22 protein-coding genes and 1 riboswitch are annotated in these 22,127 nt (G+C 61.4%); of the genes, 10 read left to right on the top strand and 12 right to left on the bottom strand.

The features are described 5' to 3' along the window. Positions 1-12: 12 nt before the first annotated feature. The 3 genes from BUE92_RS25480 to BUE92_RS25470 form a co-directional block, all read right to left on the bottom strand. A complete protein-coding gene (locus BUE92_RS25480) occupies positions 13-606 on the bottom strand; it encodes an NAD(P)H-dependent oxidoreductase (protein WP_073526940.1) in 594 nt (197 codons plus the stop codon). 139 nt (positions 607-745) lie between these two features. Next, positions 746-1,321 (bottom strand): acyl-homoserine-lactone synthase, encoded by a 576-nt coding sequence (locus BUE92_RS25475; protein ID WP_073526939.1) that lies wholly within the window; start codon positions 1,319-1,321, stop codon positions 746-748. A 159-nt stretch (positions 1,322-1,480) separates the two neighbouring features. Continuing rightward, the gene (locus tag BUE92_RS25470; RefSeq protein WP_256674008.1) at positions 1,481-2,182 is read right to left on the bottom strand and encodes a LuxR family transcriptional regulator; all 702 of its coding nucleotides are present in this window, start codon (positions 2,180-2,182) and stop codon (positions 1,481-1,483) included. 489 nt (positions 2,183-2,671) lie between these two features. On the opposite strand from BUE92_RS25470, the gene BUE92_RS25465 reads away from it, so the two are divergent. Continuing rightward, positions 2,672-3,235: a nucleotidyltransferase family protein gene (locus BUE92_RS25465; protein ID WP_073526937.1), complete on the top strand. Its 564-nt coding sequence runs from the start codon at positions 2,672-2,674 to the stop codon at positions 3,233-3,235. Between the two features lie 105 nt (positions 3,236-3,340). On the opposite strand, the gene chrA is transcribed toward BUE92_RS25465, so the two are convergent. Continuing rightward, positions 3,341-4,537, bottom strand: a complete 1,197-nt coding sequence (gene chrA, locus BUE92_RS25460; protein ID WP_073526936.1) for a chromate efflux transporter — start codon at positions 4,535-4,537, stop codon at positions 3,341-3,343. Positions 4,538-4,700: 163 nt separating this feature from the next. Here chrA and tspO point away from each other — a divergent pair, with 163 nt between their 5' ends. Genes tspO through BUE92_RS25445 form a run of 3 tightly spaced genes read left to right on the top strand, consistent with a single transcriptional unit; the run spans position 4,701 to position 6,551 of the window. Next, a complete protein-coding gene (tspO, locus tag BUE92_RS25455) occupies positions 4,701-5,141 on the top strand; it encodes a tryptophan-rich sensory protein TspO (RefSeq protein WP_073526935.1) in 441 nt (146 codons plus the stop codon). Beyond that, positions 5,141-6,070: an alpha/beta hydrolase gene (locus tag BUE92_RS25450; protein WP_073526934.1), complete on the top strand. Its 930-nt coding sequence runs from the start codon at positions 5,141-5,143 to the stop codon at positions 6,068-6,070. Before tspO ends, BUE92_RS25450 begins: the two co-directional genes overlap by 1 nt. Continuing rightward, entirely contained in the window at positions 6,060-6,551 is a 492-nt protein-coding gene (locus BUE92_RS25445) for a GNAT family N-acetyltransferase (protein ID WP_073526933.1), read from the top strand. The genes BUE92_RS25450 and BUE92_RS25445 overlap by 11 nt, the downstream gene beginning before the upstream one ends. 152 nt (positions 6,552-6,703) lie before the next feature. On the opposite strand, the gene BUE92_RS25440 is transcribed toward BUE92_RS25445, so the two are convergent. The 4 genes from BUE92_RS25440 to BUE92_RS25425 form a co-directional block, all read right to left on the bottom strand. Then, positions 6,704-7,468, bottom strand: coding sequence for an ABC transporter ATP-binding protein (locus tag BUE92_RS25440; RefSeq protein WP_073526932.1), 765 nt, complete (start codon positions 7,466-7,468; stop codon positions 6,704-6,706). After that, entirely contained in the window at positions 7,465-8,469 is a 1,005-nt protein-coding gene (locus tag BUE92_RS25435) for a FecCD family ABC transporter permease (RefSeq protein ID WP_073526931.1), read from the bottom strand. Before BUE92_RS25435 ends, BUE92_RS25440 begins: the two co-directional genes overlap by 4 nt. After that, complete coding sequence (locus BUE92_RS25430) at positions 8,466-9,476, bottom strand: ABC transporter substrate-binding protein (RefSeq protein WP_073526930.1); 1,011 nt, start codon at positions 9,474-9,476, stop codon at positions 8,466-8,468. Before BUE92_RS25430 ends, BUE92_RS25435 begins: the two co-directional genes overlap by 4 nt. 115 nt (positions 9,477-9,591) lie before the next feature. Next, a riboswitch (cobalamin riboswitch) is annotated at positions 9,592-9,784 on the bottom strand. A 119-nt stretch (positions 9,785-9,903) separates the two neighbouring features. Beyond that, positions 9,904-10,833, bottom strand: a complete 930-nt coding sequence (locus BUE92_RS25425) for a DNA/RNA non-specific endonuclease (protein WP_073526929.1) — start codon at positions 10,831-10,833, stop codon at positions 9,904-9,906. Positions 10,834-10,969: 136 nt separating this feature from the next. Here BUE92_RS25425 and BUE92_RS25420 point away from each other — a divergent pair, with 136 nt between their 5' ends. Next, positions 10,970-12,031 (top strand): M4 family metallopeptidase, encoded by a 1,062-nt coding sequence (locus BUE92_RS25420; RefSeq protein WP_073526928.1) that lies wholly within the window; start codon positions 10,970-10,972, stop codon positions 12,029-12,031. A gap of 29 nt (positions 12,032-12,060) precedes the next feature. Further along, positions 12,061-12,366: a protealysin inhibitor emfourin gene (locus tag BUE92_RS25415; protein WP_073526927.1), complete on the top strand. Its 306-nt coding sequence runs from the start codon at positions 12,061-12,063 to the stop codon at positions 12,364-12,366. A 14-nt stretch (positions 12,367-12,380) separates the two neighbouring features. Here BUE92_RS25415 and BUE92_RS25410 read toward each other — a convergent pair whose 3' ends face one another. Further along, positions 12,381-13,502, bottom strand: a complete 1,122-nt coding sequence (locus BUE92_RS25410; protein ID WP_073526926.1) for an NADH:flavin oxidoreductase — start codon at positions 13,500-13,502, stop codon at positions 12,381-12,383. Positions 13,503-13,601: 99 nt separating this feature from the next. Between BUE92_RS25410 and BUE92_RS25405 the strand changes: the two genes are divergently transcribed. Further along, the gene (locus tag BUE92_RS25405) at positions 13,602-14,003 is read left to right on the top strand and encodes a winged helix-turn-helix transcriptional regulator (protein ID WP_073526925.1); all 402 of its coding nucleotides are present in this window, start codon (positions 13,602-13,604) and stop codon (positions 14,001-14,003) included. A gap of 11 nt (positions 14,004-14,014) precedes the next feature. Here BUE92_RS25405 and BUE92_RS25400 read toward each other — a convergent pair whose 3' ends face one another. Further along, on the bottom strand, positions 14,015-15,409 hold the full coding sequence (locus tag BUE92_RS25400; protein WP_073526924.1) for an aldehyde dehydrogenase family protein: 1,395 nt from the start codon (positions 15,407-15,409) through the stop codon (positions 14,015-14,017). Between the two features lie 103 nt (positions 15,410-15,512). Here BUE92_RS25400 and ptrR point away from each other — a divergent pair, with 103 nt between their 5' ends. After that, positions 15,513-16,406: a putrescine utilization regulator PtrR gene (gene ptrR, locus BUE92_RS25395; protein WP_073526923.1), complete on the top strand. Its 894-nt coding sequence runs from the start codon at positions 15,513-15,515 to the stop codon at positions 16,404-16,406. A 79-nt stretch (positions 16,407-16,485) separates the two neighbouring features. Here ptrR and BUE92_RS25390 read toward each other — a convergent pair whose 3' ends face one another. Then, a complete protein-coding gene (locus BUE92_RS25390; RefSeq protein ID WP_005789784.1) occupies positions 16,486-16,695 on the bottom strand; it encodes a hypothetical protein in 210 nt (69 codons plus the stop codon). Between the two features lie 100 nt (positions 16,696-16,795). Beyond that, a complete protein-coding gene (locus BUE92_RS25385; RefSeq protein ID WP_034116881.1) occupies positions 16,796-17,992 on the bottom strand; it encodes an amino acid aminotransferase in 1,197 nt (398 codons plus the stop codon). A 343-nt stretch (positions 17,993-18,335) separates the two neighbouring features. On the opposite strand from BUE92_RS25385, the gene uvrB reads away from it, so the two are divergent. Both uvrB and gltX read left to right on the top strand, forming a co-directional pair. Continuing rightward, positions 18,336-20,351: an excinuclease ABC subunit UvrB gene (gene uvrB / locus BUE92_RS25380; protein ID WP_005789781.1), complete on the top strand. Its 2,016-nt coding sequence runs from the start codon at positions 18,336-18,338 to the stop codon at positions 20,349-20,351. A gap of 186 nt (positions 20,352-20,537) precedes the next feature. Continuing rightward, a complete protein-coding gene (gene gltX / locus BUE92_RS25375; RefSeq protein ID WP_032896132.1) occupies positions 20,538-22,019 on the top strand; it encodes a glutamate--tRNA ligase in 1,482 nt (493 codons plus the stop codon). Positions 22,020-22,127 lie beyond the last annotated feature (108 nt).

Raw genomic sequence — 22,127 nt, 5'->3', positions numbered from 1 at the left:
CGTGAGGGCACCTTATTGCAGCAGGGCGATTTGTGCCTGCTCGGCCTGCAACAGCATGTTCTCGTAGAGTTGGTCGGCGCTGGCCTGGTCCTCAATCACTTGTGCGGCGACATTCCGAGCGGTGACGTCGATTGATTCGTCATCGATGAACACCGATTCGTAAATCCCGACTACAGGCAGGTAGATGCCTTTGACGTACGCCACCGTCTGCTGCAAAGGCCTGAGCAATTCATCCAGGGTGTAACGGTTGAACCCGCCAGCGCGGTAGCCGGTGGAGGGCGCACCGACCGTGGTGATGATCATGAATTCCTTGTCTTTGAGCTTGTCGCCGCCGCGTGCGTAGGCATAGCCGGGGGTGAAGACTTCATCGATCCACTGTTTCATGATTGCCGGGCAGGAATACCAGTACAACGGAAACAGCAACACGATGCGGTCATGGGCATTGAGCAATGCCTGCTCTGCACCAATATCGAACCCGGTGGGCGTCACCGCGCTGGCCAGACTATGGACCTTGACGCCACGCTGGCTGATCTTGCCCATGATCGCGGTATTGACGCGGGAAACCGAAAGATCAGGATGGCCAGAAATGACAATGACTTTTTTCATGTAGATCGTGTGTCCCATTTATAGTCGGTTGGAATGCCGATGCAGCGTTATTTAAGAGCAGGCGCCTGAGGTTGTAACCTAACCTTTTGGGGAGTCGGCTCGGCCGACTTGCCCGCAGCGGCAGGCCATTTTCGCGGCTTCAGGCCACTTCTCGATCAGCCAGGCAGGGCGGCACACTGATCCAGTTGGCCATGATCTTGTGCCCGTCGATCACGGTCAGCTTGCCCTCGCAATGAGCATCGAAACCCGCGTTGCGCAACAAGCGGGTAATTCCCGGCGGAGATACCGTGATCAATTGGCGAACCTTGTGGCAAGCGGCGACCTTGAGCACTTCATGCAGCAGCGCTACGGCGTTGGGCGATGACAGTGAGTGGCCCGTGAAGGTCTGCTGTTGCAGGTCGACGGCGGCAAACCGGGAGATTTCCCAGATGTGCGCAGAATGAGGGAGTGCCTGGCCACCCAGCACCTGGGGGAACACTTCCTTGAGCAGATAGGGCTTGTGCGTGGGCAGCAGCCGCGCCACACCGACGATGTGCGGGCCTTGACGGGCGATCACGTATACCGTGTCGTCGCGGTCAAATTGGTCCAGTTCCTTATCGACCGCGCAGTCCAGATGCCACCCAAGTTTTTCGACAAATACGCGATAGCGATACAGCAACAGGGCCTGCCACAGTTCGGTCGGTAATGTCAGGCGCGTACCCGTGGTTATATACATGAGGAACCCTCGGCAAAAAATCGAGGGGCCATTCGGCAGAATAATCGAACACTTAGGTACTGCTCTTTTGGGCAGGTGTGTCGTGAGGGCGCGCGTATTATTGTTGTTGTTCACACTGAGCGACATTAACGCATCAGGGGTGCGCCAATCAGGTGTGTGTCAGACGAGCAAGCCCAGTGAAGTGGCGCGCACTACGGTAGCGGTGCAGTTATGCACGCCCAGTTTCGAGCCTGCATTGCGCAGGTGAAACTTGATGGTTTCCCGCGATAGCGAGAGGATCAAACCGATCTCGTGGGCGGTCTTGCCATCGGCTGCCCACTTGAGCACTTCACATTCACGCTGCGACAGGGTTTTTTCCTGCGGTAACTGCCAGTGCGGCATCAGCACGCGCAAGAACCCCTGATGAGCGACATGCACCAAAAACCGCATGTATTTTTGATTGGCGGCAAGCTCTTGGGCCGTAATAGAGTCATTGGAGCGCGCCAGTGTCAGCATGCCGCCGCTGCCGCGGCTGTCCAGGCAGGATTGCGCCCAACCATGGGCCAGCCCGGCGCCGCGGGCTTCTTCCCACATCTGCGGGTTTTGCCGGGTCATTTGCTCGTCCCAGACAATCGGTATCGTCGATTTTGTGCAGTGTTGTACCGTCGGGTCCACGGCGATGTATTTGCAGTGGGCGTAGCGTTGTCGCCATGAAGGCAAAAAATTACTGCTCATCACGATTTTGGGGCGGGTGACGGGGATAGGGATTCGGATTCCATAGGCGCAATAGTCGAACCCCAGGTGTTTTGCCGTGCTGACGATCCGAGCCAACAATTCAGCTTCGGTTCGGGCATTGTCGATCGTGTCCAGCACATCATCCATCCACTTCACTGTCATTCTCCTTGAATTGACCTTTACGCTCTATCTGCGCCGAAAACGATGATGGCACTACGCCGGTGTCATCAACGGTGTGGGTTTAGATGCTCGGCGTTAAAGTTAGACACATTTATGCAGCGCACTCGGCCTTCACACTTCAGGCGCGAGAAGGCTTTGCAGGTATCGCGATACGCACCTTGGGGAGTGAGCAGTGGCGCGTGCAAGGGGCGAACTCCATTTAGCCGGTGTCCTGATCAATTTCAGCGGAGGGCAAGCTGAGGTAAGGCGTGTAAGGGTAGTGCTGCGTAAAGCTGCTTTACAAGCAGGCGGGGGCATTCTTCATGTTGGTTTCATTTGTTCGGCTTCGCGCTGAGTTGTACGCAGGGCGCGAGGTGATTTCGTCAAACTTCTGATTCGTTTCGGTGTTAAAAGCCCGCGCCTACAGAAGTGACATGTTGGGGTGGTATTGTTGCGCCAGATTATGGAGGACTGAACATGACATTGACTGTCGACACCCTGCTCGAATTGGCCATGGCCAACCCTATCAATGCGCAAATCACCGCGCGCCTGCCGGATCTTGGTGTGCAGCAGTGCATGCTCACGGCGGGCTGTTTGTTCCAGGCGGTGTGGAACCATCAGGCGAATCTGCCGGCGGCTCAGGGCGTGAAGGACTACGACGTTTTTTACTTTGACGAGGACCTGTCCTACGAGGCGGAAGACGCGGTAATTCGTGCGGCGCAGGTGCTATTCCAAGACCTGGGCGTGAATGTGGAGGTCAGGAATCAGGCGCGGGTGCACCTTTGGTATGGTCAGCGGTTTGGCCGGCCTTACCCGCAGTTGCATTCGGCTCGGCAGGGGGTTGACCGTTACCTGGTGGCGGGCACGTGCATTGCGTTGGATATCGCTTCCGGTGAGGTGTATGCGCCTTATGGTTTGGAGGATGTGGAGCAGGGGGTGTTGCGTATCAACCCTTTGCATCCGGAGCCGGAGCTGTTTTTGCACAAGGCCAGGAGTTATCAGGCGCGTTGGCCGTGGCTCAAGATTGTCGAGCCGGGCTGAGCCCCATAGCTGTAGGAGCGAGCTTGCTCGCGAAAATCGTTAACGATAACGCGTGCCTTCAGATTAAACGCGGCGCCTGTAAGTTTTTCGCGAGCAAGCTCGCTCCTACAAAAGTGCCGCGCCGAGTACGCCGCAACCTATTACTACCAGCCAAGGCGGCAGCTTCCACACCATCAACGCGACCAGTGCGAGTAGCGCCAACGCCACGTCATACACATTGAAAATCGCGCTGGTCCATACCGGCTGGTACAGCGCCGCCAACAACAGGCCAACCACTGCCGCGTTCACCCCGGCGAGCGCCGCCTGGGTACGCGGGCTGCTGCGCAGGTTGGCCCAGAAAGGCAAGGCGCCGAAGATCAGCAGAAACGACGGGGCGAAGATCGCCAGCAGCGCGATCACCCCGCCAAGCCAGCCGCTCGGGGCGTGGGTCATCGAGGCGCCGAGGAAGGCGGCGAAGGTGAATAGCGGGCCGGGCACGGCTTGTGTGGCGCCGTAACCGGCGAGGAATACGTCGTTGTTTACCCAGTGGCTGGGCACCACTTCGGCTTGCAGTAGCGGCAACACCACGTGGCCGCCGCCGAATACCAGCGCGCCGCTGCGGTAGAAGGCGTCTATCAGCGCCAGCGTGGGGTTGAGCGCCCATGTGGCGAGGAGTGGCAAACCCGCCAATAACAGTAAAAACAGCATCAACCACAGGGCTCCGGCGCGGCGGCTGATGGCGATGGGCAGGGCGTCGGGCTCGGCGCTGCTCTCGGGCTTGAACAGCAACAGGCCGGCCACGCCTGCGACCACCATGACCCCGACTTGAGCCCAGGCGGAGGGTTGCAGCAGCACCACGCAGGCGGCGATCAACATCAACGCCACCCGTAGAACGCCTCGGCACAGGTTGCGTGCCATGCCCCACACGGCCTGGGCCACTACGGCCACGGCGACGACCTTGAGGCCATGCAGCGCGCCATGGGGGAGGGCGCTGCCGTAGTGGGCCAGCCCCAGGGCAAACAGGATCAGGGCGATGGCCGACGGCAAAGTGAACCCGGCCCAGGCCGCCACCGCGCCGCTGTAGCCCGCACGGGAGAGGCCCAGCGCGATACCGACCTGGCTGCTGGCCGGGCCGGGGAGGAATTGGCACAGGGCGACCAGTTCGGCATAGCTGCGCTCGCTGAGCCAGCGGCGGCGGGCGACGAACTCTTGGCGAAAATAGCCCAGGTGTGCAATCGGCCCGCCGAAGGAGGTGAGGCCCAGGCGCAGGAAGATCAGGAACACTGACCAGGGGTTGCTGCGGTGATCGGCAAGCTGGGGCAAGGGGATGTCTCGGGCAACGGTGCTGGATTTTGCTGACCATAACCAATTTTCATGACGCGTAGAAGCGCGGGTGTTTTGCCGCCCCATTGAATTTATCCGCAGTTGTTCGAGTCACTTAAAAGCAGTGTACTGTTTTCCATCCACTGGACCTCAAGGACCGACCATGACCTTTTTCGTCTTCCTGCTTGCCTGCGCCGCCGCCGCCAGCACTGGCGTGATCTTCAAACCCGGCGCCTGGTACGAATCCCTGGTCAAGCCCAGCTTTACCCCGCCCAATTGGCTGTTCCCGGTGGCATGGACGATCATCTACCTGCTGCTGGCCTGGGCCGGTTACCGCTTGACCCTGATCCCCGGCAGCGAAAGGGTGTTGGCCCTGTGGGCAGCGCAGATTGCGTTGAACACGCTGTGGACGCCGGTGTTCTTCGGTGCCCATCGGTTGTTCGCCGGGATGGTGATTATCGTGCTCTTGTGGCTCACCGTAGCAGCGATGGTGGTGCTGGCCGTGCGCCTGGATTTGATTACCGGCCTGATTCTGTTCCCGTACCTGGCGTGGCTGTGCGTGGCCGCGGCGTTGAATTTCTCGATCCTGCGCAATAACCGCTGATGGGCGTCCAACACTGGCCTGCCAGCGAGCCCGAGCTGGCCCAGATGCGTCGATTCAATCGCAAACTGGCGTGGATGCCGCGCTTTAAGGTCCGCAACCGCGTGATGCCGCGTCTGATCCAGGCGCTGCTGCGTGCCAGCCAGACCTTCAAGAAGGCGCCTCTGGCGGAACGCAGAATGCTCGGGGCGATCCCCTTGCGCATCCTGCGGCCCGCTGGCCCGCCCAGAGGCGTAGTGCTGGACATCCACGGCGGTGGCTGGGTGATCGGCAATGCGCAAATGGATGACGACCTTAACCTCGGCATGGTCAACGCGTGCGATGTGGCGGTGGTGTCGGTGGATTATCGGCTGGCGGTGGATACGCCGATCGAAGGGCTGCTGGACGACTGCCTGACGGCTGCGCGCTGGCTCCTGGCGGACTGCCCGGAGTTTGCCGGCCTGCCGGTGTTTTTTGTCGGTGAATCGGCCGGCGGGCACCTGGCGGCGGCCACTTTGTTGGCGCTCAAGCAATGGCCAGAGTTGCTCCAGCGGGTGAGCGGCGCGGTGTTGTATTACGGCGTCTACGATTTGACCGGCACGCCCAGTGTGCGCACGGCCGGGCCGGACACCTTGTTGCTGGACGGGCCGGGCATGGTCCAGGCGCTGCGTCTGCTGACGCCGGGGATCAGCGACGAGACGCGCCGGCAGCCACCGTTGTCGCCCTTGTATGGGGACTTTGAAGGGCTGCCACCCGCGTTGATGTTTGTGGGTGAACTGGACCCGCTCAAAGATGACACCCTGCTGATTGTCGAGCGATGGGCGACGGTTGAGGCCCATCTGTTGCCGGAAGCGGCCCATGGGTTTATTCACTTTCCGGTGGCGATGGCCGATCGCGTGTTGGCTTACGCTCGCCAGTGGATAACGAGCCGGATCCTTGGCGATGAGCGTTAGTATCGAGGCGGTGCAGGCCGCTGACATTTCCGAGGTGCTGAGCTTTGCTTTGCAGGCGCGTGATGAACTGTTTCCCACGCTCAGTGCCACCGGTGTCCCCCACGATCTGGCGCAGTTTGAAGCCATCTACCTTGAGGGCGGCGGGCGTTTTTTGATTGCTCGTGCCGAAGGCCGGATCGTTGCCGCGGTGGCTTATCGGCCCTACGACGGCCGCTTCCCGCAGTTGAACTACCAGGGTCGCAAGACGGTGGAAGTGGTGCGCCTTTATGTGCTCCCAGCAGTACGACGCTTGGGCCTGGCAGGCCGGTTATACCGCTCGCTGGAAGCGCTGGCGCGGGCCGATGGCGTGGAGATGATGTACCTGCATACCCATCCGTTTCTGCCCGGCGCGATTGATTTCTGGCGGCGGCAGGGGTTCGAGGTGGTGGATGTCGAGGCCGACCCGATCTGGCAGACAACCCACATGCACCTGCCTCTGTAGAACCAATGTGGGAGGGGGCTTGCCCCCGATGGCGGTGGGTCAGTCACCGATGTATTTGCTGACACTCCCTCATCGGGGGCAAGCCCCTCCCACATTTGGACCACAGTTGGCAGTCAGACCGTCACCAGAGCAAGCTGCCCCAACGTACAGGTTCAGTTGGAGCGCAGGCGCAGGATTTGCGCGCCGTCGAACGGGTCTGTCAGGTAATGCCCCTGTACCCCGAAGGTCTCTTGCAAGCGCTGCGGTGTCAGCACTTGCAGCGGCGCGCCCAGCGCCACCAGTTGCCCGCGATCCAGTACGGCCAGGCGATCACAGGTCAGCGCCTGGTTCAGATCATGCAGGGCAATCAGGGTGGTCACCGGCAAGCCTTGCACACCTTTGAGGATCGCCAGTTGATGCTGGATATCCAGGTGATTGGTCGGCTCGTCCAGCAACAAAATCTGCGGCCGTTGCGCCAGGGCGCGGGCGATGTGCACGCGCTGGCGCTCGCCACCCGAGAGGCTGCGCCAGGCGCGGTGGCTCAGGTGGGTAGCGTCTACGTCATGCAGGGCCTGGTGCACGATGGCGTCGTCCTCGCGCGACCACGGGCTCAGCGCCGACAGCCACGGCGTGCGGCCGAGGGCCACGGCGTCGAACACGCGGATGGCGTCGTCGGTGTCGGCCTGTTGCTCCACCACCGCCAGCTGTTGCGCGATGGTGCGGCGCGGCAACTCACCCAGCCGCTTGTCACCCAGGCGAACCTCACCGATGGCCGGCACACGTAATCCAGCCAGCAATTTGAGCAGGGTGGATTTGCCTGAACCATTGGGCCCGACGATGCCGAGGGTTTCACCCAATTGCACGTCCAGGTCAATGTCACGCAGCAGCTGTGCGTCACGCACTTTGAAGCCCAGGCCGCGGCAACTGAGCACGCTCATCGCGCATTCCTCCGGCCAATCAGGATCAGCGCAAACACTGGAGCGCCCACCAATGCCGTCACCACACCCACGGGAATCACCTGGCCCTTGATCAAGGTGCGCGACAGCACGTCCGCAGCGATCAAAAACAGCGCGCCCCCCAAGGCACTGGCCGGCAGCAAGCGCGAATGCCCGGTGCCAAGCAACAGGCGCACCGCATGGGGAATCACCAAGCCGACAAACCCGATGGAGCCGACGATGGACACCATCACCGCCGTCACCAACGCGGCGCAGGCCACCAGCACAAATTGTACGCGGCGCACCGGGATGCCGAGGGAGGCTGCCGAGTCGCTGCCGAAGGTGAACGCATCCAGTGCGCGCCGGTGCCACAGGCACACCGCCAGCCCCACGACCGCCACCGGCACCGCCAACCACACCGATGGCCAGCGCACACCGCTGAGGTTACCCAGCAGCCAGAACATAATGCCGCGGGCTTGCTCGGAACTGGCGGACTTGGTGATCAGGAACGCGGTCAGGGCATTAAACAGCTGCGAGCCAGCGATACCCGCGAGGATGATCTGCCCGGTGCCGCTGGACGAACCGCTGGCCCGCGCGAGCAGAGTCACCAGCGCAAAGGCCGCCATCGCCCCCACAAACGCGCCCGCGGACAACGACACCAGGCCACCGCCCACGCCAATCAAGGCAACGAGCACCGCGCCGGTTGACGCGCCGGCGCTGATGCCCAGCAGGTACGGGTCGGCCAGCGGGTTACGCAGCAGCGATTGCAGGATCACGCCGCATGTTGCCAACCCTGCGCCGCAGGCCGCAGCCACTAGGGCACGGGTGAGGCGGTAGTTCCACACCACGCCTTCGTCGATGGGGTCCAGTGTATAGCCGGCGCCCCAGAGTTTATTGGCGAGCACCTGCAGCACCACCTGCGGTTCGATGGCGGTTTCACCGATGGCGACGCCAGCGAGCAGGGCGAGCAGCAGCAGCGCCAGGGCGAGTAGGGTGCGCATCATTGGCCCAGGTCGTAGCCGTCGATGGCGGCCGCCAGTTGTTCAAGGCCCTCGAAGGTGCGCAGGCTCGCCTGCAACGCCAGGGCGTCGAGGATGATGATGCGGTTGTTCTTCACCGCGTCCATGTTGCGGGTCACGGGGTCGCTGCGCAGGAAGGCGAGCTTCTTTTCATGGTCGTCGGCCGGGTAGCGACGGCGATCCATGCGTGCGATCACCAGGAAGGTGGGGTTGGCCTTGGCGATGGTTTCCCAGCCGACTGCGGGCCATTCTTCATCGGACTGCACCACGTTACGCAGGCCAAGGGTTTGCAGCATGAATTGCGGCACGCCCTTATGGCCGGCTACGTAAGGGTCGCTGGCCATGTCGGCGCTGGAGAACCACACCAGTGCGCTGGCTTGCTGCAAGCCCTTGCCCTGCGCCGTGGCGACGGACTTGGCCAGGCGCGCCTTGAGTTCGTCGGTCAGTTGTTGGCCACGATCCTGCACGTCGAAAATCTGCGCCAGTTGGTGGAGGCTCTGGTAGATCGTCTCGATGCGAAAGGGCTCCAGTCGCGTGCCATCGGCCCCGACCAGGTTGTCCTTGCCTTCGCAATCGGACGGCAACAGGTAGGTGGGGATCTTCAGTTCATGAAACTGCTCACGGGTGCCGACCACGCCTTGGGGGCCCACCACCCATTCCAGCTCGGCGGCCACCAGCTGCGGGCGCTTGGCGAGTACGGCTTCGAAGCTGGGCTCGTTGTTGGCCAGGCGCTCGATGCGGTCGTCCTGGGCCTTGTACTGCGCTGCCACGTTGTTGAACCACAGCGAAGTGCCGACCACCTTGTCGCCCACGCCCAGGGCGTAAAGCATCTCGGTGGCGGCCTGGCCGATGGTGACGCTGCGGGCCGGGGCGTGCTGGAAGGTCAGGGTGCTGCCGCAGTTTTCCACGGTCAGCGGGTAGTGGCTTGGCGTGGCGTGAGCCAGGGCACAGGCACTCAAGCCTGCGATCAGGGCGGTAACGCGTGGCAGCATGAGGCGATCTCCTTGTGAGCCGTAGGTGCAGCAGGGGAGGTACGGCTCGGAAATACGCCCATGGAGGCTGCTGATGCGCAGGGCCAGGATGTCCTTCCCGGACACCCCGCCGGTTAGTGAATTAGCTGGGCCGGCAGGTCTCCTGACTGATGCGTCGTCGCCATGCCCCGCCTTCCCGGACGTGGTCCAGTGGCATTCAAGGGCAGGCTCGGCATCTACAGTTGCGGGGGCAGTTTCGGTTCACGTCGCGTGCGGCGTTTCGAATTCCCTGTTAGTCCCATACGGGAACCGGCGCCGGTATGGTAAGCGATCACACCCTGTAGGAGCGAGCTTGCTCGCGAAGGTCGTCAACGATAACGCGGGGAGCCTGGTGCGCCGCGGCGCTTTCATGTTCTTCGCGAGCAAGCTCGCTCCTACAAAGGGATCGTCAGAGCCGAATATCCTGGGGGCCGCGGATCAGCGCTTCGATCCGGGTGCCTGTGGCGCGCTCTTCGTTGCTGAACCCGTCGTAGTCGGCCAGGTTGGCGAAGCGGATGCCGGTCAATTGTTCGATTGCAATCACGCTGCGCTGGTAGGTTCGAAGCGGGCCGAATACCAGGTCGAGTTGGCCCAGCTCGCGGCTTTGGTCAATCATGTAGGCGCTGGCGGACGGCTTGCCATCGTCGCTGAGGTAGGCCACTACTTTCCAGAACGCCTTGGGGATTTTTACGCCACGGTAAAGCCGGTCGTCATCGGCGAACACTGGCCCGGTAAACACCGTGGCCCGGGCTTTCCAGCGCTGGGTATTGTCGAGGATGTAGTCTTCGAGCTCCAGCCAGGTCTTCTGGTTGAAGCCGCTCATCTGTGGCGAGCAGTTGGTGAAGTGAAAGGTGTCGAAGTTGGCGGTGGCCGCCTCGTCGCCCCAGTTGGGGTCCTGGCGCCGTACCAGGTGGCCGCGGTCCAGGCCATTGCCGGCATAGAGGTCTTCACCTGCCTGCGCCTCCAGGGGCAGACGACCATCGTAGGCCCAGGTGTCGTTGCTACGCGTGATGTCCACATGCTTGGCGCCGTCGATATTCACCCCCACGTACAGCGCCAGTCGTCGGGAGCGTGACATGGTGATGGAGAAATGCGTGTAGTCCAGGCGCTTGGGTTGCACATCGCCCGCCAGTGGCTGGTCAACCGTGGGCCATGGCACCACGAAGTCGCTGAGGAAGTCGTCGGCATAGCCAGCGCGGTTTTTGAGGTCCTTGGCCGCGGTGACGCGCGGCGTCGCAGCCCTGGCTTCCAGCAGGGTGGGGCTGAGCGCGACCAATGGGCGCAGGTCGGCAAGCCTTGGGCGGTGGGAAAGGTCGATGTTGGCTGTGCGGGCGGGCATGGGCATGTTCCTTATGGGCCTGGAATAAACACCACTGAAACACAAACCCATGACAATTTGGCCCAGGTGGCGAACTCAGGGCTATCCTGAAAACCGTTACCCGGACGTTCATCACGCGCCAAAAAGGAGCCAGCTCATGTGTGTTCGCCAGCCGCGCAACCCGATTTTCTGCCTGATCCCACCGTACATGCTCGACCAGATCGCCCGCCACGGGGATAAAGCCCAACGGGAGGTCGCACTACGCACGCGCGCCAAGGACAGCACGTTCCGCTCGCTGCGTATGCTCGCAGTACCCGCCAAAGGCCCGGCCCGCATGGCACTGGCCGTGGGCGCCGAGAAGCAACGCTCGATCTACAGTGCCGAAAACACCGACAGCCTGCCCGGCAAGCTGATTCGCGGCGAAGGGCAGCCTGCCAGTGGCGATGCCGCAGTAGACGAAGCCTATGACGGCCTGGGCGCGACCTTCGATTTTTTTGACCAGGTATTTGATCGCAATTCCATCGACGATGCGGGTATGGCGCTGGACGCCACGGTGCACTTCGGCCAGGACTACAACAATGCCTTCTGGAATTCGACCCAGATGGTGTTCGGCGATGGCGACCAGCAGTTGTTCAACCGCTTCACCGTGGCACTCGACGTCATTGGCCATGAGTTGGCCCATGGCGTGACCGAGGATGAGGCCAAGCTCATGTACTTCAACCAGTCCGGCGCGCTGAACGAGTCGTTGTCGGACGTATTCGGCTCGTTGATCAAGCAGTACGCGCTGAAGCAAACGGCCGAGGACGCCGACTGGTTGATCGGCAAGGGGTTGTTTACCAAAAAGATCAAGGGCACGGCGCTGCGCTCGATGAAGGCGCCAGGCACTGCGTTTGATGACAAGCTGCTGGGCAAAGACCCACAGCCTGGGCACATGGATGATTTTGTGCAAACTTACGAGGACAATGGCGGGGTGCATATCAATTCCGGCATTCCCAACCACGCGTTCTATCAGGTGGCCACCCGGATTGGCGGGTTCGCCTGGGAGCGTGCCGGGCGTATCTGGTATGACGCACTGCGCGATTCGCGGTTGCGACCCAACTCCGGGTTTTTGCGTTTTGCGCGCATCACCCACGATATTGCCGGCCAGCTTTATGGTGTGAACAAAGCTGAGCAGAAGGCAGTCAAGGAAGGCTGGAAAGCGGTGGGCATAAACGTTTGACGAAGCCGCCTGTGCGGCGAGGAACAGCCATGCGAATTTCAATCAAGGAAAGCGGCGGACCGGCGTTTTTTCCGGGGTTGGCCAAGCCGCGCACGGTAGAGTTGGACGCGCTGCCCGAGCCTGATCAGCAGGAGTTGCGGCAACTGATTGAAGCGTCCGATTTTTTCAAGTTGCCGCAAAGCACCGATCCCGAGCCTGGCAACCCAGGCCGGGTGCATTACACCCTGACCGTGGCGGAGGGCAAGCGCGAGCACACGGTCTGTGTGCTCGCGCCGGTGAATTCTCCGGCACTGGAGGGGTTGGTGCAGTGCGTGCGACGGCATAGTCGGGGCTGACTTGGGCCTATTGGCTAGATGAGCTCAGCAAGGTCCGAGGGGCTGAAGGCTTTCAGGCTGGCGGTCTCTCCCGTGCGAATCTTGCTGGCCCACTGTGGGTCGCTCAGCAATGCGCGGCCAACGGCGATAAGGTCGAACTCCTCGCGCTCCAGCCTGTGCACCAGGTTATCCAGGCTGGCGGGTTGAGAGCTTTCGCCTCCGAAGGAGGCAAGAAAGTCCCCGGACAGGCCGACCGAGCCCACACTGATGGTCGCCGCGCCGGTGAGTTTCTTGGCCCAGCCGGCGAAGTTCAGCCCCTGCTCGCCATCCAGTTCGGGAAATTCGGCTTCCCAGAAACGCCGTTGTGAGCAATGCAGGATATCGACACCCGCTTCCACCAACGGCACCAGCCAGTCCGACATGGCGTCCGGCGTGGTCGCCAGGCGCGCGCTGTAATCCTGCTGCTTCCACTGGCTCACTCGCAATATCACTGGGAACGCCGGGCCTACTGCTGCACGTATCGCCTTGACCACCTCTGCCGCGAAACGCGAGCGCTCCTTGATCGATGCGCCATTGAACTGGTCGGGACGCTGATTGGTGCCTTCCCAGAAGAACTGATCGAGTAAGTAACCGTGCGCACCGTGTATTTCAACGGTATCAAACCCTAACCGTTTGGAGTCGGCGGCAGCCTTGGCGTAAGCCGCGATGGTGTCGGCGATGGCTTCATCACTCATCGCGTCACCGCGTGGCGTACTGGGTGCGGCGAGGCCGGAAGGGCCTTCGATACCTGTCTCGGGCGCCCAATCGTTGAAGGGATTGCCCACCGATCCCACATGCCAGATTTGCGGCCCCATTTTGCCGCCTGCCGCATGCACGCCGTCGATGACCTGTTTCCAGCCCGCCAGAGCCTCGTCGCCATGGAACAGCGGGACGCCGGGGTCGTTACGTGCGCCGGGGCGATCAATGGCGGTGCCTTCTGAGAGAATCAGCCCGACGTCGTGTTCGGCACGTCGGCGATAATAGGCGGCGACGTTTTCTTTCGGTACACCGGTGGGGGAAAATGAACGGGTCATGGGTGCCATGACGATGCGATTTTTCAGGGCCAGGGATTTCAGCGCAAAGGGCTGAAACAGGGCATCTGGATGTGCAAGGCTCATTGCGAGAGACTCCATTTGAAAGGAGTCTTCATAGTATATTGCGTATACCTAATATCAATTAGGCACTTCAAAGCTATCAGGTATCCCAGAGGAAACCACATGCTCGATCATGACCTGGCGCCGACTCAACACGGTACGGTGCCCGAGGTGTTCAAGGCCGATTGCACCAGCCGATTATTGCTTGATCAGATCGCCGATAAGTGGTCGGTCTTGATACTTGGCGCGCTGTGCGAGAAACCGCTGCGTTTCAATGAAATCCGGCGTCGCCTGGACGGCATTACGCAAAAGGCGTTGACCCAGAGCCTGCGCCGTCTTGAACGCAGTGGCATCCTGGCGCGCCGGGTCATTCCGTCTTCCCAGGTGGCGGTGGAATACAGCATTACGCCGCTGGGGGGGACGCTGAAGGAGCCGTTCAAGGCACTCTACGCCTGGACGCTCAGCCATTCGGAAACGGTGCTGCAGGCGCAGGCGGCGTTTGATGCGCGTGCCGACGACGCCTAGCCGTTGCCGCTTTATTTGCGGTCCAGCCACACCGTTTGGGCGTTGCAGAACTCGCGTACGCCGAAGTGCGACAGCTCGCGGCCAAACCCGCTCTTCTTCACGCCGCCAAACGCCACCCGCGGGTCCGACACGCTGAACGCGTTGACGAAGATCCCGCCGGTTTCCAGCTGGTCGGCAATCGCCCGCGCCTTTGCCGAGTCGGCTGTGAAGATGCTCGCGGTCAGGCCGAATTCACTGTCATTGGCCAGCGCCACGGCGTGCTCGGCGTCGCGGGCGGTGATGATCGAGGCCACGGGGCCGAACAGTTCCTGTTTGAACGACGTCATTTGATCGGTGACGTCAGCCAGGACGGTCGGTTCGTAGTAATTGCCCGTGCCCGCGACTTTATGGCCGCCCAGCAGCAGCGTGGCGCCTTCTTCCAGGGTCGTCTGGACCTGGCCGTGCAGTTCGTCGCGCAGATCAAAGCGCGCCATGGGGCCGATATAGGTGGTGTCCGAGGTGGGCTCGCCCATTACCAGGGCGCGGCTGGCGTCAAGGAATTTGGCGGTGAAGGCTTCAACCACGCCCGCTTCGATGATCAAGCGCTTGGCGGCGGCGCAGACTTGGCCGCTGTTCTGGAAACGGCCGATCACGGCGGCTTGCACGGCAGCGTCGAGGTCGGCGTCGTTGAGCACGATAAACGGGTCGGAGCCGCCCAGTTCCAGCACGCATTTCTTCAATGCGGCCCCGGCCTGGGAGCCGATGGCGATGCCGGCGCGCACGCTGCCGGTGAGGGTCACGGCGGCGATGCGCGGGTCGGCGATAGCAGCGGACACGCCCTCCTGGGTGACGTTGATCACTTCGAACACGCCTTCAGCGAAACCGGCTTTACGCAGCGCTTGCTGGATCAGATAGGCGCTGCCCATCACGTTTGGCGCGTGTTTGAGCACGTAGGTGTTGCCGGCAAGCAGGGTCGGCACCGCGCCGCGCAGCACTTGCCATACCGGGAAGTTCCACGGCATTACCGCGAGGATCGGGCCCAGTGGGCGGTATTCGATCCGGGCGCTGCCGTTGTCCACCAAGGTAGGCTCCGGGGCAAGCATGGCCGGGCCGTGGGCGGCATACCATTCGCTCAGTTGGGCGCACTTTTCGATTTCGGCCCGGGCCTGGACGATGGGTTTGCCCATTTCCAGGGTGATCATTTGCGCCATGTCTTCAGCTTGCTCTCGCAGGGCGGCAGCCAGGGCCAGCAGGTATTCGGCGCGCTGGCTCACAGGCGTGCGGCGCCAGGTGCGGAAGGCATCGGTCGAGCGGGCGAGGGCTGCGTTCAGCTGTTCTGCGCTTTCATAGGGATAGCTGCCGACTGTTTCGCCATTGGCGGGGTTGATCGACAGGGCGTGGGTCTGGTGGGAGATAGCATTGTTCATGGCACCGTCCGGCTGAATAAGTGGAATGGGGCCAGCGTACGGGGCTGTATGTTTTCTGGAAACTGAATAATATTAAGTAATACGTTCACGATTGGAGAATGATTTGGATCTGGTGCAGCTGGAAATCTTCAAGGCCGTTGCCGAGCAAGGCAGCATCAGCGCCGCCGCGCAGTTGATTCATCGCGTGCCATCGAACCTCACCACGCGCATCAAACAACTGGAGCAGGACCTGGGCGTGGAGTTGTTTATCCGCGAGAAAAGCCGGCTGCGCCTGTCACCGGCGGGGTGGAATTTCCTCGGCTATACGCGGCGCATTCTCGACCTGGTGCAAGAAGCCCGTGCGACGGTGGCGGGGGAGGAGCCCCAGGGCGCGTTTGCCCTTGGCTCGCTGGAGAGCACGGCGGCCGTGCGTATCCCGGCGTTACTGGCGGCGTATAACCAGCAATACACCAAGGTCGAGCTGGACCTGAGCACGGGCCCTTCGGGCACTATGATCGAAGGCGTGCTGTCGGGCCGACTGACGGCGGCCTTTGTCGATGGGCCGGTGCTGCATCCCACGCTGGAAGGCGTGGCAGTGTTCGAAGAGGAGATGGTGGTGATTGCGCCGCTGCATCACGCGCCGATCACCCGGGGGCAGGAGGTGAATGGCGAGAACATCTATACGTTTCGCTCCAACTGCTCGTACCGGCATCATTTCGAGCGCTGGTTCTCACAGGATGGCGCGGTACCGGGCAGGATCTTCGAGATCGAGTCGTACCACGGCATGTTGGCTTGTGTCAGCGCCGGGGCCGGGCTGGCGCTGATGCCGCGAAGTATGCTGGAGAGTATGCCGGGGTGTGCGGCGGTGAGCGTGTGGCCGCTGCCCGACACGTTCCGTATTTTGAATACCTGGCTGATCTGGCGGCGGGGCACGGTGTCGCAGAGTTTGAACAGTTTCGTAAAACTGCTGGAAGAACGCGGGTTTTGTAGGAGCGAGCTTGCTCGCGAAGACCGTTAACGATAACGCGGGCATTCTGGATGAACGCGGTGCCTTTGGTTTTTTCGCGAGCAAGCTCGCTCCTACAGGAGAGGCGGGGTCAGCCGCCAAATTGCAGGGTGCCCATGGCCAGTTTGGCCATGATTGCCGTCGCGCCCAGTTGTACCAGCCATAACGCCAACCCACCGAGGAATACTCCCAGCGCTACCTGCAGCACCAAGCTCTTCTGTCGCTTGGCTTGCGGTGCGCGTGGGGCATAGTCGTGCAATTCGTCGCGGTCGGCGCGCAGGTCCAGGTCGTCGTTTCTCATAAAACTCTCACAGCAAGGGGCAGTCGGTGTTCAGTCTAGTGTGTTCGCCAATAAAAAGGGGGAAGCCATTGGCTTCCCCCTTCGTATAACGTGTGCCCGCTTACAGCACCTGGACAATCGCCTTGGTCACCGCACCAATGTTCGACTGGTTCAACGCCGCCACACAGATACGCCCTGTATCGAGTGCGTAGATACCGAACTCGGTGCGCAGGCGGGTGACTTGCTCAACGGTCAGGCCGGAGTAGGAGAACATCCCGCGCTGGCGACCGACGAAGCTGAAGTCATGGCCTGGAGCTGCCTTGGCCAGTTCGGCGACCATCTGCTCGCGCATGCCCCGGATGCGCAGGCGCATCTCGGCCAGTTCGGCTTCCCACTGGGCGCGCAGTTCCGGGTTGTTGAGTACGGCGGCGACGATGGCTGCGCCGTGGGTGGGCGGGTTGGAATAGTTGGTGCGGATCACACGCTTGACCTGGGACAGGATGCGCGCGCTTTCTTCCTTGGACTCGCTGACGATCGACAGCGCGCCTACGCGTTCGCCATACAGCGAGAACGACTTGGAGAACGAGCTGGATACAAAGAAAGTCAGGCCCGACTCAGCAAACAGGCGTACCGCGGCGGCGTCTTCGTGGATGCCATCGCCGAAGCCCTGGTAGGCCATGTCGAGGAACGGCACCAGGTTCTTGGCCTTGACCACGTCCAGCACGTTTTGCCAGTCGGCCGGGCTGAGGTCGACGCCGGTCGGGTTATGGCAGCAGGCGTGCAGCACCACGATGGACTGTGGTGGCAGGGCGTTGAGGTCTTCGAGCAGGCCGGCACGGTTTACGTCGTGGGTGGCGGCGTCGTAGTAGCGGTAGGTCTGCACCGGGAAACCGGCTTTTTCAAACAACGCCTGGTGGTTTTCCCAGCTCGGGTCACTGATGGCGACGACGGCGTTGGGCAGCAGTTGCTTGAGGAAGTCGGCGCCGATTTTCAGCGCGCCCGTGCCGCCCACGGCCTGGGCGGTAATCACGCGGCCGGCGCTCAACAGTGGCGACTCAGCGCCAAACAGCAACTTTTGCACGGCCTGGTCGTACGCCACGATGCCGTCGATTGGCAAGTAGCCACGGGCGGCATGTTGCGCCACACGAATGGCTTCCGCTTCGGCAACGGCACGCAAGAGTGGAATCTTCCCCTCCTCGTTGCAGTAAACGCCCACGCCAAGGTTCACCTTGGTGGTTCGTGTGTCGGCGTTGAATGCTTCGTTGAGGCCCAGGATTGGATCGCGTGGTGCCATTTCGACAGCGGAGAACAGGCTCATTTTTGCGGCAGCTCTATGGGGGAAGGGAGGGACGTGTCGCGCTCCAGCCGAATGCACTAGAGCGGTGCACAAACGGGGAGCTAGTATAGAGGCCATCACGGCTGAGAGCGACAACGGAAACGGCTTTTCGGCCAAGTTTTTCGGTTTATTTGCTGACCGTTAGTCTTATTGCAACATTGACGAGAAAGGTCGTGTAGGACGACGGCCTTGAAACCCGTCACATTCGACACCACTTCTACAGCTATCATGGTTTTTTCCTGCAACCTGCGATGGTTATTCGCGGGTTGCTGAGCTATTTCGTCCCTGGCGGTGTCGAGTCTGGGGTGACTTCACGAGGTACGTTATGTCGGATTTCCAGCTCGTTACCCGTTTTGAACCCGCCGGCGATCAACCGGAAGCCATTCGTCAGATGGTCGAAGGCATCGAGGCCGGCCTGGCGCACCAGACGCTGCTTGGGGTGACCGGTTCCGGCAAGACCTTCAGCATCGCCAACGTGATCGCCCAGACCAACCGCCCGACCCTGGTGCTGGCGCCGAACAAAACCCTGGCGGCGCAGCTCTACGGCGAATTCAAGGCGTTCTTTCCGAACAACGCGGTGGAGTATTTCGTTTCCTACTACGACTACTACCAGCCCGAAGCCTATGTGCCATCCTCCGATACCTTTATCGAGAAGGATGCGTCGATCAACGACCACATCGAGCAGATGCGGCTGTCGGCCACCAAGGCACTGCTGGAGCGCAAAGACGCGATCATCGTCACCACGGTGTCGTGCATCTACGGCTTGGGCAGCCCGGAAACCTATCTGAAGATGGTGCTGCACGTTGACCGTGGTGACAAACTCGACCAGCGCGAATTGCTGCGCCGCCTGGCGAGCCTGCAGTACACCCGTAACGACATGGATTTTGCCCGAGCCACCTTCAGGGTGCGCGGCGATGTGATCGACATCTACCCGGCCGAATCCGACCTGGAAGCCATCCGCATCGAACTGTTCGATGATGAGGTCGAAAGCCTGTCAGCCTTCGATCCGTTGACCGGCGAGGTGATCCGCAAGCTGCCACGTTTTACCTTCTACCCCAAAAGCCACTATGTGACCCCGCGCGAAACCCTGATGGGCGCCATCGAGGGCATCAAGGTCGAGCTGGCCGAGCGCCTGGAATACTTGCGCTCCAACAATAAGCTGGTGGAAGCCCAGCGCCTGGAGCAGCGCACCCGCTTCGACCTGGAGATGATTCTGGAGCTGGGCTATTGCAACGGCATCGAAAACTACTCGCGCTACCTGTCGGGTCGCGAATCCGGCGCGCCGCCACCGACCCTCTATGACTACCTGCCGCCGGACGCCTTGCTGGTGATCGACGAATCCCACGTCAGCGTGCCGCAGGTGGGCGCCATGTATAAGGGCGACCGCTCGCGTAAGGAAACCCTGGTGGAATACGGTTTCCGCCTGCCGTCGGCGCTGGACAACCGGCCCATGCGCTTTGATGAGTGGGAAGCCATCAGCCCGCAGACCATCTTTGTCTCCGCTACGCCCGGCAACTATGAAGCCGAGCACGCGGGCCGCGTCATCGAGCAACTGGTGCGGCCGACCGGCCTGGTGGACCCGGAAATCGAAATTCGCCCGGCGCTGACCCAGGTCGACGACCTGCTGTCGGAGATCAATAAGCGTGTGGCCCTGGAAGAGCGGGTGCTGGTCACCACGCTGACCAAGCGCATGTCCGAAGACTTGACCGACTACCTCGCCGACCACGGCGTGCGCGTGCGTTACCTGCACTCGGACATCGATACCGTGGAACGCGTGGAAATCATCCGCGACCTGCGCCTGGGCACCTTCGATGTGCTGGTGGGGATCAACCTGCTGCGTGAAGGCCTGGACATGCCGGAAGTGTCGCTGGTGGCGATCCTGGATGCAGACAAGGAGGGCTTCCTGCGTTCCGAGCGTTCATTGATCCAGACCATCGGCCGAGCGGCGCGTAACCTCAATGGCCGGGCAATCCTCTATGCCGACCGCATCACCGGCTCCATGGAGCGGGCGATTGGCGAGACCCAGCGTCGTCGCGACAAGCAGATCGCGTTCAACCTGGAACACGGCATCACCCCCAAAGGCGTGTTCAAGGACGTTGCCGACATCATGGAAGGCGCCACCGTGCCTGGCTCGCGCAGCAAGAAGCGCAAGGGCATGGCCAAGGCGGCCGAGGAGAGCGCCAAGTACGAGAACGAACTGCGCTCACCGAGTGAGATCACCAAGCGGATTCGACAGCTGGAAGAGAAGATGTACCAGCTGGCGCGGGACCTGGAGTTTGAAGCGGCGGCGCAGACGCGCGATGAGATTGGCAAGTTGCGTGAGCGCCTCCTGGCTGTTTGATTTGCGTTGATTGGGCTGGCCCCATCGCGGGCAAGCCCGGCTCCCACATTGGTCTGTGAATGCGGTCAAAATGTGGGAGCTGGCTTGCCTGCGATGGCCGCGCCTCGGTTTTCCAGATATCCCCCAGGCTGTTACCATTCGCCCCTTGTTTCAATTTTCAGTTTTATCGCCCATTCGAGACCTGCCATGACCACCGTCCGCACGCGCATTGCGCCATCGCCCACTGGGGATCCCCACGTCGGTACTGCTTACATCGCCCTGTTCAACTACTGCTTTGCCAAGCAGCATGGCGGTGAGTTCATCCTGCGGATCGAAGACACCGATCAACTGCGTTCCACCCGTGAGTCCGAACAGCAGATTTTCGATGCCTTGCGCTGGTTGGGCATTACCTGGGCTGAAGGCCCGGACGTGGGCGGCCCTCACGGCCCGTATCGCCAGAGCGAGCGCAGCGACATCTACAAGCAGTACACCCAGCAACTGGTCGATATGGGCCATGCCTTCCCGTGCTTCTGCACGGCTGAAGAGCTGGACCAGATGCGCGCCGAGCAACAGGCCCGTGGCGAGACCCCGCGCTATGATGGCCGCGCGTTGCTGTTGTCCAAGGAAGAAGTGGCTGCGCGCCTGGCGGCCGGTGAGCCTCACGTCATCCGTATGAAAGTGCCAAGCGAAGGCGTGTGCGTGGTGCCGGACATGCTGCGCGGTGATGTCGAGATCCCGTGGGACCGCATGGACATGCAGGTGCTGATGAAGACCGACGGCTTGCCGACGTACTTCCTGGCCAACGTGGTTGATGATCACCTGATGGGTATCACCCATGTGCTGCGTGGCGAAGAGTGGCTGCCATCGGCGCCGAAACTGATCCTGCTGTACGAATACTTCGGCTGGGAGCAACCGCAGCTGTGCTACATGCCTCTGCTGCGTAACCCGGACAAGAGCAAGCTGTCCAAGCGCAAGAACCCCACTTCGGTGACCTTCTACGAGCGCATGGGCTTCATGCCCGAGGCGATGCTCAACTACCTGGGCCGCATGGGCTGGTCGATGCCGGATGAGCGCGAGAAGTTTTCGCTGCAGGAAATGGTCGACAACTTCGACCTGTCCCGTGTTTCCCTCGGCGGCCCGATCTTCGACATCGAGAAACTTTCGTGGCTCAACGGCCAGTGGCTGCGTGACCTGCCGGTGCAAGAGTTCGCCAGCCGTGTGCAGCAGTGGGCATTGAACCCCGAGTACATGATGAAGATCGCGCCACTGGTGCAGGGCAGGGTGGAGACTTTCAGCCAGGTCGCACCCTTGGCCAGTTTCTTCTTTGCCGGCGGCGTGAATCCCGATCCCAAGCTGTTCGAGTCCAAGAAGCTCTCCGGTGACCAGGTTCGCCAGCTGATGCAGTTGATCCTGTGGAAGCTTGAAAGCCTGCGTCAGTGGGAGAAGGATGCGATCACGGCGACCATCCAGGCGGTGGTGGAATCCCTTGAGCTCAAGCTGCGTGACGCCATGCCGCTGATGTTTGCCGCGATTACCGGGCAGGCCAGTTCGGTGTCGGTGCTCGATGCGATGGAAATTCTCGGCCCGGACCTGACCCGTTTCCGTCTGCGCCAAGCCCTTGATTTGCTTGGTGGTGTGTCGAAGAAAGAAAACAAGGAATGGGAAAAGCTGCTGGGCGCTATCGCCTAAGCAGGCCGCTCAGGGCACGAAACCCCGGTTTTCCGGGGTTTCGTCGGTAAGTGATTGTTATCCCGGCAAAAATTTTTGGAAATTGTTGAAAATAAATTTGACACGTTT

The organism is Pseudomonas fluorescens, from assembly GCF_001902145.1.
GTDB lineage: Bacteria > Pseudomonadota > Gammaproteobacteria > Pseudomonadales > Pseudomonadaceae > Aquipseudomonas > Aquipseudomonas fluorescens_BV.
The sequence above is the reverse complement of the archived record's forward strand: the minus strand, read 5'-3'. Positions and strand labels throughout refer to the sequence as shown.

Bases quoted from the DNA above. Each gene is read 5' to 3' on its own strand.
- BUE92_RS25480 (WP_073526940.1), bottom strand. From the start codon at position 606: ATGAAAAAAGTCATTGTCATTTCTGGCCATCCTGATCTTTCGGTTTCC.
- BUE92_RS25475 (WP_073526939.1), bottom strand. From the start codon at position 1,321: ATGTATATAACCACGGGTACGCGCCTGACATTACCGACCGAACTGTGG.
- BUE92_RS25470 (WP_256674008.1), bottom strand. From the start codon at position 2,182: ATGGATGATGTGCTGGACACGATCGACAATGCCCGAACCGAAGCTGAA.
- BUE92_RS25465 (WP_073526937.1), top strand. From the start codon at position 2,672: ATGACATTGACTGTCGACACCCTGCTCGAATTGGCCATGGCCAACCCT.
- tspO (WP_073526935.1), top strand. From the start codon at position 4,701: ATGACCTTTTTCGTCTTCCTGCTTGCCTGCGCCGCCGCCGCCAGCACT.
- BUE92_RS25450 (WP_073526934.1), top strand. From the start codon at position 5,141: ATGGGCGTCCAACACTGGCCTGCCAGCGAGCCCGAGCTGGCCCAGATG.
- BUE92_RS25445 (WP_073526933.1), top strand. From the start codon at position 6,060: ATGAGCGTTAGTATCGAGGCGGTGCAGGCCGCTGACATTTCCGAGGTG.
- BUE92_RS25440 (WP_073526932.1), bottom strand. From the start codon at position 7,468: ATGAGCGTGCTCAGTTGCCGCGGCCTGGGCTTCAAAGTGCGTGACGCA.
- BUE92_RS25435 (WP_073526931.1), bottom strand. From the start codon at position 8,469: ATGATGCGCACCCTACTCGCCCTGGCGCTGCTGCTGCTCGCCCTGCTC.
- BUE92_RS25430 (WP_073526930.1), bottom strand. From the start codon at position 9,476: ATGCTGCCACGCGTTACCGCCCTGATCGCAGGCTTGAGTGCCTGTGCC.
- BUE92_RS25425 (WP_073526929.1), bottom strand. From the start codon at position 10,833: ATGCCCGCCCGCACAGCCAACATCGACCTTTCCCACCGCCCAAGGCTT.
- BUE92_RS25420 (WP_073526928.1), top strand. From the start codon at position 10,970: ATGTGTGTTCGCCAGCCGCGCAACCCGATTTTCTGCCTGATCCCACCG.
- BUE92_RS25415 (WP_073526927.1), top strand. From the start codon at position 12,061: ATGCGAATTTCAATCAAGGAAAGCGGCGGACCGGCGTTTTTTCCGGGG.
- BUE92_RS25410 (WP_073526926.1), bottom strand. From the start codon at position 13,502: ATGAGCCTTGCACATCCAGATGCCCTGTTTCAGCCCTTTGCGCTGAAA.
- BUE92_RS25405 (WP_073526925.1), top strand. From the start codon at position 13,602: ATGCTCGATCATGACCTGGCGCCGACTCAACACGGTACGGTGCCCGAG.
- BUE92_RS25400 (WP_073526924.1), bottom strand. From the start codon at position 15,409: ATGAACAATGCTATCTCCCACCAGACCCACGCCCTGTCGATCAACCCC.
- BUE92_RS25390 (WP_005789784.1), bottom strand. From the start codon at position 16,695: ATGAGAAACGACGACCTGGACCTGCGCGCCGACCGCGACGAATTGCAC.
- BUE92_RS25385 (WP_034116881.1), bottom strand. From the start codon at position 17,992: ATGAGCCTGTTCTCCGCTGTCGAAATGGCACCACGCGATCCAATCCTG.
- uvrB (WP_005789781.1), top strand. From the start codon at position 18,336: ATGTCGGATTTCCAGCTCGTTACCCGTTTTGAACCCGCCGGCGATCAA.
- gltX (WP_032896132.1), top strand. From the start codon at position 20,538: ATGACCACCGTCCGCACGCGCATTGCGCCATCGCCCACTGGGGATCCC.